Raw genomic sequence first — 13,979 nt, 5'->3', positions numbered from 1 at the left:
TCGCATGACATCTCTCCGTGACGTAGAGGTGTTTTTTTATTTTATTTAAGAAGGAGAAGAAGGCTATGAAAGTATCACGGTATGTATTATCACTAGGGTTAGCGGCAGGACTGCTGGCTGGGTGTGGAGCTGAGGAAGCGGCGCCAGAGCAGGAGAATAATGCGAATTCCTCAGGGGAAAATCAAGGGGCAGCTGCGTTTCCAGTCACCATTAAAGATGCCAGGGGGAAAGAAGTAGTGATTGAGAAGGAGCCGGAGAGAATTGTTTCCTTAATTCCGAGCAATACAGAGATTGCTTATGAACTAGAGTTAGGAGAGAAGATTGTCGGTGTAACCGATAATGATAACTATCCTGAAGACGTGCTTTCGAAGGAGAAAGTCGGCGGTATGGAATATAATGTTGAAAAAATTATTAGTCTGGATGCCGATCTCGTTCTAGCACACGGCTCAACCGCTCACACATCCAAGGATGGATTTGAGCAATTGGAGCAATCTGGAATTGATGTGCTGGTCGTTAACGACGCAAAGAATTTCGAAGAGGTATATGATTCTATCGAAATGATTGGTCAGGCAACAGGACAGGAAGAGGAAGCCGATGAAACCGTTAAGGAAATGCAGACAGACCTGGCGGAAGTAGAGGAGAAGGCACAAGCAATCAAAGAAGAAGAGAAGAAGAGCGTGTTTATAGAAGTATCGCCAGCTCCTGAAATTTATACATCAGGCAGTAACACCTTCATGCAGGAAATGCTCGACATCGTCCAGGCTGAAAATGTTGCAGCAAGTGAAGAAGGATGGGTGCCAATGAATGAGGAAGCAATCATTCAAATGAACCCGGATGTCATTATTACTACACATGGTCACTATACAGAACAGCCGGTTGAGGGAGTTCTTAACCGTGAAGGCTGGGAAACAATCACAGCCGTCCAAAATAAAGATGTCCACGAGGTGCATTCGGACCTTGTCAACCGGACAGGCCCGCGTCTTGTTGAAGGAGTAGAAGAACTTGCTGAAGCCATCTATCCAGATGTTTTTGCGGAATAAATTTTCAGCTTATGTAGTAGTGGCTGTATTTTTAATGCTTGCTGTTTTCACAGGAATATCAATAGGTACTATTTATATTCCTTTTAAGGATATTGCCGTGCTGTTATCTCATCATTTGTTTGGTACAGCACTGCAAGGCATTGACCCGTCCTTTGATAACATCGTTTGGAAGATCCGCTTTCCGCGTGTGTTATTAGCAGGGCTGGTCGGAGCCTCTCTGGCGGTAGCGGGAGCAGCCTTTCAGGGGCTGCTGCGCAACCCGCTCGCCGATCCCTATACATTAGGAGTCTCCTCCGGTGCATCTGTTGGGGCTGTAATGGTGCTGTTTTTTAATATTTATTTGCCTTTCTTCGGGGGATTTACCCTTCCGATTGTCAGTATCGCAGCTGCTATTGTCACCATCTTTATTGTTGTTATTTTTACACGGCTCATCGACCGCTCTATGAAGGTGGAGACGATTATTTTGACTGGAATTATTTTTAGCTCATTTTTAGGATCCGTCATCTCTTTAATGATTGCGCTGACCGGAGAGGAACTGAGGCAAATTATCGGCTGGCTGCTTGGCAGCGTGTCCATGAGAGGCTGGGATTATATTCAGCTAATCTTCCCGTTTTTCTTGGTTGGAACTTTCGTGTTAATTGTTCAAGCTGCCGAACTGAATGCCATGTCCTTTGGTGAAGAAAAAGCCCAGCATCTCGGGGTAAACGTTCGCCAGAAAAAAATGATCATTTTAATTACAGGCTCCATGCTGACGGGAGCAGCTGTAGCCGTATCAGGCACAATTGGCTTTGTTGGTCTTGTCATCCCTCACTTCATTCGACTGCTGTGGGGACCAGACCACCGGCACTTGCTGCCTTTATCGGCTTTGGCAGGGGCTGGCTTTTTAATATTAGCTGACCTTGTGTCAAGGACGATTATCTCACCGGCAGAGCTGCCAATTGGCGTCATTACCTCGATTATCGGTGCCCCAGTATTTGCTGTTATTCTATTGCGGAAACGATGGAAAGGAAGAACGACATGATTCAAGCAGAACATTTAACCGGCGGATACGGTCATACAGATGTAGTCCGGGGTCTTTCTTTTTCGGTCAAAAAGGGCGAGCTGTTTGGCATATTAGGACCAAACGGCAGCGGCAAAACGACACTGCTAAAGATGATAAGCGGAGTCGTACCGATCACAGAAGGAAGTTTATTCATCAAAGATAAGCAACTGAGAGATTATAAGCCGAAGGAATTAGCGAAGCGGGTGGCGGTGCTTCCGCAAATTTCTTCTCAATCCTTTGCCTACACGGTGAAAGAAACCGTTTCTTTGGGGCGCTATGCCCATCAGAGCGGCTTTCTGCCCATATGGAAAGAAGAGGATGAACAAGCGGTCATGAAAGCGATGAGGCAGACGGGAACGGATCGTTTTGCTGACGTTACACTTGATGCATTATCGGGCGGGGAGCGTCAGCGTGTTTTCTTGGCTCAGGCACTTGCACAGGAGCCGGAAATCCTTCTATTAGACGAGCCGACGAACCATCTTGACTTATCCTTTCAAAAGGATCTGCTTGATCTTTTAAAGCGGATGACGACAGAGCTTGATCTAACAGTTGTATCGATTTTTCATGATTTGAATTTAGCTTCTCTTTATTGCGAAAGGCTGCTGTTGATGGAGGGGGGAGAGTTGCGTTCACTTGGCCTTCCGAGTGAGGTGTTAAAGGAGAAATCCATTCATGAAGTATACAAAACAGAGATTCATAAGCAGCCCCACCCTGAGGTGCCGAAGCCGCAGATGAGTATCCTGCCGGAAAGAACAGCAGAGGAAGAGGCTGATGTGACGATTGATCACACATTTATGAGCCAAAACGATGAATTTATCGCCCTTGAATCACCCATTGTCCTAAAAACCCTCTCAGCCGGTGTGATTGGTGCGGGCTGGGGCTGGCACCGAAGCTTTGTAAACCGACATGTAGACAAAAACTATTCTCATCCTGCATACAAGGAGGATATGAGAAATTTCCTCAAAGAGAGAAGTTTTGATGTAAATGAAACGGTTGGAATGATGACGGCCGTACACCTTCACACAGCTGCTTATCAATTTATGGAAGTGGAAGGGGTGTCTGTCTTTACTGTCGTGACCGCAGGTGTTGGAAACGCCGTCGATATTTCCCGTTCAGCTGAGCATGACCGCTTGTTTTTACCTGGTACGATCAATATTTGGGTGTTCGCTAACGGGCATTTGTCAGAGGAAGCGTTCGTTCAGGCTGTCATGACAGCCACTGAAGCAAAGGTGAAAGCATTGGTCGACCAGGGAGTGCATGACCCTCTGACAGGCTCGCAGGCAACTGGCACGTCTACTGACAGCATATTAATTGCTGCTACACAGCGCGGAAAAAAGCAGGAATTTGCGGGATCGATTTCCCCCCTCGGACAAGCAGTGGGACAGGCAGTGTATAACTGTATGATCCGTGCATTATCGAGCAATAGCAGGAGAGGGAGCTAATGATTGCCCATTTGCTGGCCGCAACAGCTGCCCTGTTCATTGACCGGTTAATTGGTGATCCCCCCCATTGGCCTCATCCTGTTCGCTGGCTTGGCTCGCTTATTGCCTTTTTGGAGAAGCATTTAAACAAAGGAGCATATAGGAGGGGAAAGGGCCTAGTGATGCTTCTTGTTGTTCTCTTAGTAACCGGGTCTGTCACTCTCTTGGTCGTTTATTTTTCATATCGCCTGCATCTTGCAGCAGGAGTGGCAGTAGAAGCTCTCCTTATTGCGTCTGCCATTGCTTGCCGCAGTTTGAAAGAGGCTGGGATGAGTGTGTATGAGCCCTTAAAGCAAGGAGATCTGCCAAACGCGCGAAAGAGACTTTCTTACATTGTAGGCCGGGACACTGATCAGCTGAATGAAGGCGAGATTACGAGAGGAGCTATTGAGACAGTAGCGGAGAACACCAGTGATGGGGTGACAGCTCCTTTATTTTGGGCACTTATTGGCGGTGCCCCAGGGGCTATGATATATCGTGCCATTAACACGTGCGATTCTATGGTTGGCTATCGGAATGAAAGATATGAAGCGTTTGGCTGGTTCTCCGCCCGGCTGGATGACCTGGCGAATTGGTTCCCTGCCCGTCTGACGGGGTTTTTAATGATATGGTCCTTTCCGGGCGCCCAGCGCTCAAAGAAGAAGACCTGGCAGCTTATCCGCCGTGATGCAAGGAATCATCCAAGCCCGAACAGCGGCTGGTGTGAGGCAGCTGTCGCCTTTCTTTTGGGTATACAGCTTGGTGGTGTAAATACATATAAAGGGAAGCGGTCATATCGAGCGGAAATGGGAGAACCTTTAAAGGAAAAAACAGCAGACGATATTTTGCTGGCGAATCGTATTATGGAACGAACGACTCTATTATTTTTAGGGGTGCTTTGGATAGGAGGAGGAGTATATGCGCTTGCCCGCTCATGGATCGAATCCGGATCATTTATATAAGGCGATAGGGTTAGAGAGGCCTTTGGATCTAATTGATTTTAGCGTCAATACTAATCCGTTTGGACCGCCTGCTGCTATCAAGGAGCATTGGATGGAATGGTTTTCTCTTGTCGCCGATTATCCCGATCCATCGGGAGCTTCGGTTATCAAGAAGCTTGCTGAGCGCAACGGTGTTCAAGAGGAGCAGATAGTGCTCGGCAATGGAGCAGCTGAGATCATTCAATTACTTGCCCAGCAGTGGCGAGAGGAACGAATTGTAATTGTCCAGCCGGCCTTTTCTGAATATGAAGCTGCTTGCCGAACATATGGCTGTGGGGTTGAATATATATTTGCTGACCAATTGGGGCAGATTCCTGTGAATGATATGATCCATAAAGCTGAAAAAGCGGCAGCTATTTTTATGTGTACGCCGAACAACCCTACCGGCATGGTTTTCGCCCGCGAACAGATCGTGGAAGTACTGGCGAAGACGGAGAGCAGCGGCTGCTACGTGGTGATTGATGAAGCATTCTATGATTTTGCGGGCAGCGATACATTTGCGGAGCTGCTGCCTCGTTATCCTCATCTTCTCATTTTACGGTCGTTAACGAAAATGTATGCGATTGCGGGGTTGAGGATTGGCTATCTCCTGTCTAGTGCGGAAACAGCTTCTCGAGTGGCGCGGCTGCGACCGCATTGGAATGTGAATGCCTTGGCACTGCAAGCAGCAGAGACCGTTTTACAGGAGGAAGCATTTGAAGTGAGAACGCGCGAGCGGATTGCGGAAGAGCGGGAGAGGATGTTTAATTTCCTGCAAAGAGAGAGCTTTGAACACACTCCGTCTTCGGTGAATTTCTATCTGCTGCGTGACCCTGCTCTTGATGATCAGAGGCCGCTTTTTGTATTTTTACTGAAAAAGGGCATTGTGCTTCGTCATACATATAATTATCCAGGAATTGAAGGCCGTTGGTTAAGGGCGGCCGTTAAAACAGAGGAAGAGAACAATCAATTGAAAGAGGCGTTGCTCCAATGGAGAAAGCAAGGTTAACAGTCATTCTTGGAGGGGTGCGCAGCGGCAAAAGCAAGGGAGCTGAAGAGCGGGCAATCGCTGCTGCGGAGGGGCTTGACGGCGGGCTTTATTATGTCGCCTGCGGAAAAGTTACGGATGAAGAGATGGCTGATCGGGTCCGCGCGCATCAACGCCAGCGCAAGCAGGCTGAGCGGTCGTGGACCACTTGGGAGCAGCCGACAGACATTCAAACGCTGGCCAGCTGTTTCACCAGGAAAGACGCAGTCCTGCTAGACTGTTTAACAACATTGGTCACCAATGAGTGGTTTGCTAAAGAGGAGCCAGGTGGGTGGGATGATGCCCTCTTTCAGGAAGGCATCAAGCAGAAGGTGAAACAGGGAATTGTTGCTATTCAACAGGCCGCTGGTTCACTCGTGGTTGTATCGAATGAGCTGTCGTTTGAGCCGATAGGAAGCCCGCTTGTTTTCCATTATGCCAAGGTACTGGGCGAGCTTCATCAGTGGCTTGTAGCTACGGCTGATGAGGCGGTGCTGGCCGAGCACGGCTGCCTGATCGTGAAGAAACAGTTCATTGGGAATGGAAGGCGAGAATATTTATAGATTAATTGCCTGATAGTCTATTCAAGGAGGAAAAGGTTATTATTCAAATGAGGACACGCAAAAAGGAAAAGATGGGATGAAGGCGAACATCTATGTAAAGAGTTTATTAATTTGTTTTCAGTTTTTTTCAGTCGTGCCGATTCGCAGAAACCTGCCGATGGATACTAGGCATTTGCAGGTGATGCTCAGATTATTCCCTTTATATGGCTTGCTGAAGGGATTTCTGTATGGCGGGGTGTTTTGGCTGGTACTGGAATGGTCACCGCTCACTCCACTAGGCAATGCCTTCTTTCTCTGGCTGGTGCCGATAATCTGGACGGGAGGCTTGCATTTAGACGGCTGGATTGATGCGAGTGATGCGTTTTTTTCTTACCGCGATCGAGATCGGAGGCTTGATATTTTAAAGGACTCCCGCGTAGGAGCCTTCGGTGTGCTGTCGCTTATTATCCTTCTTGCAGCGAGATTTTTGTTTGTATATGAGATTGCTGCCTTCGGCTCAAGCATGCTTGCACTATTCGTCATCCTTATTCCTTTTTACAGCCAGCTTCTGATAGGCTTATTACTAAATCATGTTCCGCCGGCTAGAAAAGAGGGGCTTGCTTTCTTTTTTCAGAAAGGAAAGCAGGCTTCACTCCCTGTAAGCTATACTTTGTGGCTAGCGCTTGCTGGTTTATGCCTAGCTTTTTCTGCTGGTTTTCCAGTTTTATTCCTGCTTATGGGCGTCGCTGCGGGAGGATTTTATATACTGGCTCGGAAAGTCATACAAAAAAGCTTTGGCGGGATAACCGGAGATTTGCTTGGTGCCAGCCTGGAAGGAGTGGAAACGGTTTTATGGATGATACTGTGGTTATTGGTCTCTATCGGCATGGCTTAACAGTAGATAATGAACGAAAAGCATACAGCGGTTGGACTGATTCCATTCTAAGTGAGGAAGGAAAGAAAGAGCTGAAGCGTATACAGCCGTGTTTGCCTGCCTATGAGAAGGTGGTCACGAGTGATTTGCAGCGTTGTGTACATACGGCTGGTCTGCTTTTTCCTGAGCATTCAACAGAGGCCTGGCCCGAATTTCGAGAAATGAATTTTGGGCGCTGGGAGGGCAAGATGCACAAGGAGGCAGAGAGCATCGAAGAATACAGAGCATGGATGAACGATCCCTTTTCACATCCGATTCCCGAGGGTGAGAGTTTTCAAGAGTTTGCTGCGCGAATCGAAAACGGGTGGTACAAGTGGCTGGATGAGCTGAAGGAGCAGAGAATTCAGCGAGCTGCTCTCGTTACGCATGGCGGTGTTATACGCTATTTATTGACGCAGTTTGCAGGAGAGAAAAAGGCATTCTGGGAGTGGCAGGCGGAGAATGGACGCGGCTATGAACTGACCAGTTCACTGTCTGCCTTAAGGAGGGGTGAACGTTGCAGCTCGTTACAGGCGGTGCCTTTAATGGCAAAAAGCAATGGGTAATAAAGGAATACGGACTCAGAGAGCGCCCTCATGAATGGCACTCTTTTTATGAGTCAGGTACTTTAAAAGAATGGTCCCACGATACGGTGGTACTTGAAGGAATTGAGCGGCATGTTAGAAGGCTGCTGGAAGAAAAAGAAAGCCCGGAGGCAGCTAGAACAGTCTGGCAACGACAATTGGCCGAGTGGGCAGACTGGGAAAGAAGAGTCCAGGCACGCCGGCTGATTCTTATTGGTACAGACATTACAAAAGGTGTCGTTCCTGTCAATGCCTTCGATAGAATGTGGCGTGATACAGCCGGCTGGTGCTTTCAGGATGCGGCGAGGCAGGCAGAAGAGGTTATTCAGATTTGGTACGGCTTACCGGAACGACTAAAGAATAAGGAGGAGAAGGAATGAGGCTTTATACGAAAACTGGTGATAAGGGTGAGACAAGCATTATTGGAGGAAGAGTAGGGAAGGATCATTTGCGGGTAGAGGCATACGGCACAGTGGATGAAGTGAATTCTTTCGTCGGCCAGGCGGCAGCCGAGCTGGATGGTGATCTGTTTAAAGATATCTTGGCGGATCTTGAAGTGATTCAGCATGAGCTGTTTGATTGCGGCGGGGATCTGGCAACAATTTCCGGCAAGAAAGGGTGGAAGCTGAAGGCTGAATCTGTTGATGGGCTCGAGAAGAAAATTGATCAATATATTCAGGAAGCACCGGAGCTAGAGCGGTTTATTCTTCCGGGAGGCACCAAAGCCGCGGCTGCCATTCATGTAGCACGGACAGTGACGCGGCGGGCAGAACGGCTCGTTGTGGCGCTTATGCGAGAGGAAAAAGATATCCATCCTGTGACCCTTCAATATTTAAACCGCCTCTCTGACTACTTCTTCGCCGTTGCACGTGTGGTTAACTTCCGGCTCGGTGTGAAAGATGTAGAATATGTGCGCAGCGCCAACGTATTCCGAGACAGCAAGAGGAAGGATGAGAAGCAGTGAAAGCGAGACACATAAGCTGGCTTGCCTTATTCACGGCCCTGTCCGTTGTCGGGGGCATGCTTAAAGTGCCGGCACCTGTTTCGAGCGTAGCACTCGATTCCTTTCCGGCACTCTTGGCCGCCGGCTTGCTTGGGGCGGTACCGGGAGCGCTGGTCGGCGCATTTGGGCATCTCATTTCTGCTCTGATGGGAGGGATGCCGCTCGGGCCGCTTCATGCACTAATAGCTGCCGAAATGGCTGCCATCATGTGGCTGTTTGGATGGCTGTATGCACGCGGGAAGCGATTCTTTTCGTTAACTGTTTTTGTCCTGCTAAACGGCCTGGTTTCTCCGGCTCCATTCATTCTCTTGATGGGCTGGCCTTTCTATGTTGGCATGGTTCCCTCCCTTATGATTGCTTCTCTTGTTAACGGAGTGATCGGCGCTCTATTGCTGCCTCGTCTGCTTCCTGTTTATGAGAGACTGATTGGTCGTGTGAGAGCATGAAACGGGATGTTATTTATGTGAGAGACTTAGTGGTTGCATCGGATAATAGCGGCTCTGTCGGTGAAAAGCCAAATGATGCCGTGAAGGTTCCATATGACACAGTCGGCTACTTCTCCGCCCGGGTCGCCTTAATGGAATGCCTAGCGGCTGGAGGAGAACCATTTGCAGCTATTGTACATAATTTTTCAGGAGATGAAGCATGGAGAGGGCTGTGTCAGGGGATTCAGCGAGCTGCTGATGAGGCGGCTTGCTCTGTAGAAATAACCGGCAGCACAGAAACAAACTTCAATATGAAAGAATCGGCTACAGGAGTGGTCATCTTGGGAGATTATAAGCGGAAAGAAAAATCCTTTGATAGACAAGCAGCCGGATATGCCGTTATAGGGAAGCCTCTTGTGGGACAGGAGGTATTAGCTGAGAGAGAGTCCGTGGTTTCTCTGCAGTTATTTCGCCATCTCCTTCAGTTAGATGGAGTCTATGCTGTTCAGCCTGTTGGTTCTAAGGGGATCGGCTATGAATTAAAGCAGCTGGCCGGCAGGAACGGGCAGTCTCGTGTGAATATGATGAAATCGGCAGGCCCGGCTACTTGTTTTTTAGTTGCGTATAACCCGGACAAGGAGCCGCAGATCAAAGCTGCATGCGGTGTTTTATTCCATGAAATTGATATGATATAAAAGGAATGGTAAGTAGGTTAATAGAAATAAGAGCAGACCAGCCGCCAAGCGGTTGGTCTATTTTTTAAATAATATTCTCTAAAAATGTTTGAAAATTCTAACTGTCGTGATGTATAATAGTAATTAATTAAATAAACTGTTATACAACATTGGGAGGGCTAATTATGGTGAAATTAGGAAAAGAAATCCCGGCGATCCGCGAGAATGCAAACCTACAAGACTACGAGGAAGCTGTACGCACAGCAGATTGGGATAAAGTTTCAGAACAGTTTACCTGGTTTAAAACAGGAAAAGTTAACATGGTACACGAAGCCATTGACCGCCATGTGGAAGAAGGACGCGGAGAGAAGGCAGCTTTGCTCTTTACAGATGGGAACCGCGATGAAAAATATACATATAGAGAAATAAAGGAACAAACTTGCCGGTTTGCAAACGGCTTGAAATCACTTGATATACATAAAGGAGACCGCGTATTTATTTTTATGCCGCGCAGTCCAGAACTATATTTCGCCCTTCTCGGCACAGTTCGTATCGGTGCTATTGCTGGCCCGCTTTTCGAGGCTTTTATGGAAGAAGCAGTAAAAGACCGATTGGCGGATAGCGGGGCTAAAGCAGTCGTAACTACCCCAGAATTACTGGAAAGAATTCCGGTGGAACAGCTTCCAGAGCTTCAGCATGTGATTGTTGTCGGCGCAGAGGAAAAGACAGCTGATTACATGGTTCCTTACAAAGAGCTAATGATGGCTTCTAATGAACATGTTATAGAGTGGGTAGACCGCGAGGACGGGATGCTGCTTCACTATACATCTGGTTCTACAGGAAAGCCAAAAGGTGTGCTGCAAGTTCATGATGCCATGCGTCATCAATATTTAGCTGGAAAGTGGACATATGACCTGCATGAAGAGGATGTATACTGGTGTACCGCCGACCCGGGCTGGGTAACTGGTACATCTGCGGGGATCTGGTCTCCTTGGCTGAATGGAGTAACGAATGTGCTTCGCGGAGGACGCTTCAAAGCAGAAGACTGGTTTGCGACCTTAGAAAAGTACGGAGTAACTGTCTGGTTTAGCGCGCCAACAGCTTTCAGGTTATTGATGGCGAGCGGCAACGAGCTGCCTAAAAAGTATGACTTGTCTAAGCTTCGCCATGTATTGTCTGCCGGGGAACCTTTGAATCCTGAGGTTATTAAGTGGGGACAAGAGGCGCTTGATCTTCGTATTCATGACAACTGGTGGATGACGGAGACTGGTTCTTCTATTTGTGCCAACTTCCGCTGTAACCCAATTCGTCCTGGTTCGATGGGTAAGCCTTTGCCGGGAATTGAAATGTCTATTATTGATGATGATGGAAACGAATTGCCAGCCAATCGAATGGGAAATCTGGCCATTAAACCGCAATGGCCGGCAATGATGCGCCAAATCTGGAACAATGAAGAGAAATATGAGAGCTACTTCTTGAATGGCTGGTTCATTACAGGTGATACGGCTTATAAAGATGAAGACGGATTCTTCTGGTTTGAAGGCCGGGTAGACGATGTCATTAATACATCTGGAGAGCGCGTAGGGCCATTCGAAGTAGAAAGCAAACTGGTCGAGCATCCGGCTGTTGCAGAAGCAGGTGTAATCGGTGTCCCAGACCCCATGCGTGGTGAAGTGATTAAAGCCTTTATTACGCTACGACCAGGATACGAAGAAAGCGAAGAGTTATTAGAAGAAATCCGTCAATTCGTCAAAACCCGCTTAGCTGCACATGCCGCTCCGCGTCAATTTGAAGTACGCGATTCCATGCCAAAAACACGCTCAGGAAAAATTATGCGTCGTGTATTGAAGGCTTGGGAGCTTGGCCTGCCAACAGGTGATCTTTCTACCATGGAAGATTAACAGGTGGATATACATTAAAAAGAACAGAAGGAAGCCCCCGCTTTGAGAAAATGAAAGCGGGGGCTTTTGTGATATGTATAAAGGCTTTTTTAAACAGTTGTTTCTTTTTTGTAACCATCTATAACCAGATCTAGTTTACCAGTGTTTGGATTAATGACCAGCCCGTGTACAGGAATAGACTTGGACATCAATGGATGGGTCTTTACCATATGTACGCTATGCTCCACGCTCTGTTCTACGCTTTCAAAGCCTTGAAGCCACGAATCGATATCGATTCCCGCATTTCGAAGCGTATCCGCTGTATCCTTCTCAATGCCGCGTTTTTCCATTGCCCCGAGAATAGCTTCGCTTGACAGTGTGCTCATCCCGCAGTCATGATGGCCCACTATAAATATTTCATCGGCCTGCAGCTGATACACGGCCACGAGCAGGCTGCGCATGATACTCCCAAATGGGTGATTAATCACGGCACCGGCGTTGCGGACGATTTTGACGTCTCCGTTTCTAAAATTCATTGCTTTCGTGACAAGCTCAACTAGGCGCGTGTCCATACAAGTAAGGATCACGGCACGCTTATCGGGAAACTTACCTGTCGTATACTCTTCATACATCTTGCTGTCTACGAATTCTTTATTGAAAGACAACACTTCTTTTAACAAAGTCATTAAACATCCCTCCTTTCTTCTATTTTACAAAATTCTGTACATTTTTGTCATATTAATTTAAGAACTTGACTGACTTCATGCTCAAGCTCGTCCAGCCTGATGAACCGAGCTTTGCGAAAGGCTTCTTTTCCATGAATAAAGAAAAGAATAGCCGGTACAGAAAAGACGGTGTATTGCCCCGAAATTTCAGGAGCGCTGCCTGTGTTAACATAAACGCTCTTAACAGAAGGAAACTGTTTGAGCAATTCTTCAACCCTTGGCTGCATCGCTGTACAAACAGAGCAGTTGGGAGCAGAAACGAACACGAGCACGGCTTCATGATCATTAATTATTTCTTGCAATTTAGAAAGAGATAGAACAGTCTGCATCAGAATCACTCCTTTTCAATAGTGCAAATAAGGTTTAAATTATACTATAATAAGAATCATCCAGAGGAGGTTTGCAGAATGGCAGGAAGAAACGAAGAAGAATTAAAAAAAGATATCTCATTGTTAGGTAACCAAGGTACAACCTACACATTTGAATATGATCCGTCTATTTTAGAGACGTTCGAGAATAAGCATCAAAACCGTGATTATTTCGTCAAGTTCAATTGTCCAGAATTCACGAGCCTTTGCCCGATGACTGGACAGCCGGACTTTGCGACGATTTACATTAGCTATATACCCGATGTAAAGATGGTTGAAAGCAAATCGCTCAAACTTTACCTGTTTAGCTTCCGTAATCATGGCGATTTTCATGAGGATTGCATGAATATTATTTTAAATGATCTCGTTGAATTGATGGATCCTCGCTATATTGAAGTGTGGGGAAAATTCACGCCGCGTGGCGGGATTTCGATTGACCCGTATACGAACTATGGACGCCCGGGCACGAAATACGAAAAAATGGCGGAGTACCGAATGATGAATCATGACTTGTATCCGGAGACCGTAGACAACCGCTAAGTGACACATATAAGAAACTTTTCTTAAAGACCTCCTATTCTTGAATGAGTAGGGGGTTCTTGGTTGTGTATAGACATATAAAAAACAGACCCCGATGTCGGAGTCTGTTGGTCTCGGTCATTAAATTAAGCTTTTTGAACGTTAGCAGCTTGTGGTCCGCGTTGACCTTGCTCAACGTCAAATGTAACTGTTTGACCTTCGTCTAAAGATTTGTAGCCTTCACCTTGGATAGCTGAGAAGTGAACGAATACGTCATCTCCGCCTTCACGTTCGATAAATCCAAAGCCTTTTTCTGCATTAAACCATTTTACTTTACCTTGTTCCATTTTTGTTTCCTCCTCGTGTGCAATGCACACATTTTGTTACTATCCTTGCTCTCAAATCTTCAGACGGAAAGTGGTCGCACTTATCTATCCTTAACGAACAAAAATAATTCTTCTTAAATATACCACGACAAGCTCTAGGAAGCAAGTGGCAAAGAGAGACAGTTTGAAAAAATTGTAATCTTTGTTCTAGAGTTGACCATTTCCGCTGGTAGAGAGCTGGAAGGGTTGATTAAAGGTTGTTATTTTGCTGCCCAATTTCCTTACGGCCGATCAGTTCATTCGCAACTTCAAGCTCGGCATGTTCGTTGACCGCTTCGCTAGGCGGGTATTCATGCAAGTCATTGTGAACGACCATTCGTCGGTTTTCAGGAATGGGAGGCAGATTCGTGCCATATTTCTTGTTCATGCCAATCAACTCCTCTTTTATTAATATGGCTAGAAATGATCTAG

The 13,979-nt window shown here is 46.9% G+C and carries 18 protein-coding genes; 14 read left to right on the top strand and 4 right to left on the bottom strand.

Annotated elements, in window-relative coordinates; all coding sequences use genetic code 11:
* The first annotated feature begins 65 nt into the window (after positions 1-65).
* The 13 genes from QY97_RS07180 (at position 66) to acsA (ending at position 11,591) form a co-directional block, all read left to right on the top strand.
* A complete protein-coding gene (locus QY97_RS07180) occupies positions 66-1,040 on the top strand; it encodes an ABC transporter substrate-binding protein (RefSeq protein WP_039234946.1) in 975 nt (324 codons plus the stop codon).
* Positions 1,024-2,061: a FecCD family ABC transporter permease gene (locus tag QY97_RS07175; protein WP_408606253.1), complete on the top strand. Its 1,038-nt coding sequence runs from the start codon at positions 1,024-1,026 to the stop codon at positions 2,059-2,061. The genes QY97_RS07180 and QY97_RS07175 overlap by 17 nt, the downstream gene beginning before the upstream one ends.
* Positions 2,058-3,524, top strand: a complete 1,467-nt coding sequence (locus tag QY97_RS07170; protein WP_039234940.1) for an adenosylcobinamide amidohydrolase — start codon at positions 2,058-2,060, stop codon at positions 3,522-3,524. Before QY97_RS07175 ends, QY97_RS07170 begins: the two co-directional genes overlap by 4 nt.
* Complete coding sequence (gene cbiB, locus QY97_RS07165) at positions 3,524-4,504, top strand: adenosylcobinamide-phosphate synthase CbiB (RefSeq protein ID WP_039234938.1); 981 nt, start codon at positions 3,524-3,526, stop codon at positions 4,502-4,504. Before QY97_RS07170 ends, cbiB begins: the two co-directional genes overlap by 1 nt.
* Positions 4,461-5,531, top strand: a complete 1,071-nt coding sequence (gene cobD, locus QY97_RS07160) for a threonine-phosphate decarboxylase CobD (protein WP_039234935.1) — start codon at positions 4,461-4,463, stop codon at positions 5,529-5,531. The genes cbiB and cobD overlap by 44 nt, the downstream gene beginning before the upstream one ends.
* Positions 5,513-6,112: a bifunctional adenosylcobinamide kinase/adenosylcobinamide-phosphate guanylyltransferase gene (locus QY97_RS07155; RefSeq protein WP_046128692.1), complete on the top strand. Its 600-nt coding sequence runs from the start codon at positions 5,513-5,515 to the stop codon at positions 6,110-6,112. The genes cobD and QY97_RS07155 overlap by 19 nt, the downstream gene beginning before the upstream one ends.
* 76 nt (positions 6,113-6,188) lie before the next feature.
* Complete coding sequence (locus QY97_RS07150; protein ID WP_039234934.1) at positions 6,189-6,986, top strand: adenosylcobinamide-GDP ribazoletransferase; 798 nt, start codon at positions 6,189-6,191, stop codon at positions 6,984-6,986.
* Positions 6,944-7,570 carry a histidine phosphatase family protein gene (locus tag QY97_RS07145; RefSeq protein ID WP_039234932.1) on the top strand — a complete coding sequence of 209 codons (627 nt, stop codon included), beginning with the start codon at positions 6,944-6,946 and terminating at the stop codon, positions 7,568-7,570. Before QY97_RS07150 ends, QY97_RS07145 begins: the two co-directional genes overlap by 43 nt.
* Positions 7,522-7,968: a bifunctional adenosylcobinamide kinase/adenosylcobinamide-phosphate guanylyltransferase gene (locus QY97_RS07140; protein ID WP_039234929.1), complete on the top strand. Its 447-nt coding sequence runs from the start codon at positions 7,522-7,524 to the stop codon at positions 7,966-7,968. Before QY97_RS07145 ends, QY97_RS07140 begins: the two co-directional genes overlap by 49 nt.
* Entirely contained in the window at positions 7,965-8,552 is a 588-nt protein-coding gene (locus tag QY97_RS07135; RefSeq protein ID WP_039234926.1) for a cob(I)yrinic acid a,c-diamide adenosyltransferase, read from the top strand. Before QY97_RS07140 ends, QY97_RS07135 begins: the two co-directional genes overlap by 4 nt.
* Entirely contained in the window at positions 8,549-9,037 is a 489-nt protein-coding gene (locus tag QY97_RS07130) for an ECF transporter S component (protein WP_039234924.1), read from the top strand. Before QY97_RS07135 ends, QY97_RS07130 begins: the two co-directional genes overlap by 4 nt.
* Before the next feature lie 17 nt (positions 9,038-9,054).
* Complete coding sequence (locus QY97_RS07125) at positions 9,055-9,711, top strand: hypothetical protein (protein ID WP_125444168.1); 657 nt, start codon at positions 9,055-9,057, stop codon at positions 9,709-9,711.
* 164 nt (positions 9,712-9,875) lie between these two features.
* Positions 9,876-11,591, top strand: a complete 1,716-nt coding sequence (gene acsA, locus QY97_RS07120; protein WP_039234917.1) for an acetate--CoA ligase — start codon at positions 9,876-9,878, stop codon at positions 11,589-11,591.
* Positions 11,592-11,680: 89 nt separating this feature from the next.
* Here acsA and QY97_RS07115 read toward each other — a convergent pair whose 3' ends face one another.
* Together QY97_RS07115 and QY97_RS07110 are read right to left on the bottom strand one after the other, a co-directional pair.
* Entirely contained in the window at positions 11,681-12,256 is a 576-nt protein-coding gene (locus QY97_RS07115) for a beta-class carbonic anhydrase (protein WP_039234915.1), read from the bottom strand.
* A 47-nt stretch (positions 12,257-12,303) separates the two neighbouring features.
* On the bottom strand, positions 12,304-12,624 hold the full coding sequence (locus QY97_RS07110) for a thioredoxin family protein (protein WP_039234913.1): 321 nt from the start codon (positions 12,622-12,624) through the stop codon (positions 12,304-12,306).
* 78 nt (positions 12,625-12,702) lie between these two features.
* Between QY97_RS07110 and queF the strand changes: the two genes are divergently transcribed.
* Positions 12,703-13,203 (top strand): preQ(1) synthase, encoded by a 501-nt coding sequence (gene queF, locus QY97_RS07105; protein WP_039234911.1) that lies wholly within the window; start codon positions 12,703-12,705, stop codon positions 13,201-13,203.
* 125 nt (positions 13,204-13,328) lie between these two features.
* Here the strand turns inward: queF and QY97_RS07100 are convergent, their stop codons facing one another.
* Both QY97_RS07100 and QY97_RS20625 read right to left on the bottom strand, forming a co-directional pair.
* The gene (locus QY97_RS07100) at positions 13,329-13,529 is read right to left on the bottom strand and encodes a cold-shock protein (protein ID WP_039234908.1); all 201 of its coding nucleotides are present in this window, start codon (positions 13,527-13,529) and stop codon (positions 13,329-13,331) included.
* 229 nt (positions 13,530-13,758) lie between these two features.
* On the bottom strand, positions 13,759-13,935 hold the full coding sequence (locus tag QY97_RS20625) for a hypothetical protein (RefSeq protein WP_166701683.1): 177 nt from the start codon (positions 13,933-13,935) through the stop codon (positions 13,759-13,761).
* Positions 13,936-13,979 lie beyond the last annotated feature (44 nt).

It is taken from the genome of Bacillus thermotolerans (genome assembly GCF_000812025.2).
GTDB classification, from domain to species: domain Bacteria; phylum Bacillota; class Bacilli; order Bacillales; family Domibacillaceae; genus Quasibacillus; species Quasibacillus thermotolerans.
Note: the sequence above shows the minus strand (reverse complement) of the source record. Positions and strands in the feature narration are given on the sequence as shown.

Coding starts and splice junctions, on each gene's coding strand:
- QY97_RS07180 (WP_039234946.1), top strand. CDS start 66: ATGAAAGTATCACGGTATGTATTATCACTAGGGTTAGCGGCAGGACTG.
- QY97_RS07175 (WP_408606253.1), top strand. CDS start 1,024: ATGTTTTTGCGGAATAAATTTTCAGCTTATGTAGTAGTGGCTGTATTT.
- QY97_RS07170 (WP_039234940.1), top strand. CDS start 2,058: ATGATTCAAGCAGAACATTTAACCGGCGGATACGGTCATACAGATGTA.
- cbiB (WP_039234938.1), top strand. CDS start 3,524: ATGATTGCCCATTTGCTGGCCGCAACAGCTGCCCTGTTCATTGACCGG.
- cobD (WP_039234935.1), top strand. CDS start 4,461: ATGCGCTTGCCCGCTCATGGATCGAATCCGGATCATTTATATAAGGCG.
- QY97_RS07155 (WP_046128692.1), top strand. CDS start 5,513: ATGGAGAAAGCAAGGTTAACAGTCATTCTTGGAGGGGTGCGCAGCGGC.
- QY97_RS07150 (WP_039234934.1), top strand. CDS start 6,189: ATGAAGGCGAACATCTATGTAAAGAGTTTATTAATTTGTTTTCAGTTT.
- QY97_RS07145 (WP_039234932.1), top strand. CDS start 6,944: ATGGATGATACTGTGGTTATTGGTCTCTATCGGCATGGCTTAACAGTA.
- QY97_RS07135 (WP_039234926.1), top strand. CDS start 7,965: ATGAGGCTTTATACGAAAACTGGTGATAAGGGTGAGACAAGCATTATT.
- acsA (WP_039234917.1), top strand. CDS start 9,876: ATGGTGAAATTAGGAAAAGAAATCCCGGCGATCCGCGAGAATGCAAAC.
- QY97_RS07115 (WP_039234915.1), bottom strand. CDS start 12,256: ATGACTTTGTTAAAAGAAGTGTTGTCTTTCAATAAAGAATTCGTAGAC.
- QY97_RS07110 (WP_039234913.1), bottom strand. CDS start 12,624: ATGCAGACTGTTCTATCTCTTTCTAAATTGCAAGAAATAATTAATGAT.
- queF (WP_039234911.1), top strand. CDS start 12,703: ATGGCAGGAAGAAACGAAGAAGAATTAAAAAAAGATATCTCATTGTTA.
- QY97_RS07100 (WP_039234908.1), bottom strand. CDS start 13,529: ATGGAACAAGGTAAAGTAAAATGGTTTAATGCAGAAAAAGGCTTTGGA.
- QY97_RS20625 (WP_166701683.1), bottom strand. CDS start 13,935: ATGAACAAGAAATATGGCACGAATCTGCCTCCCATTCCTGAAAACCGA.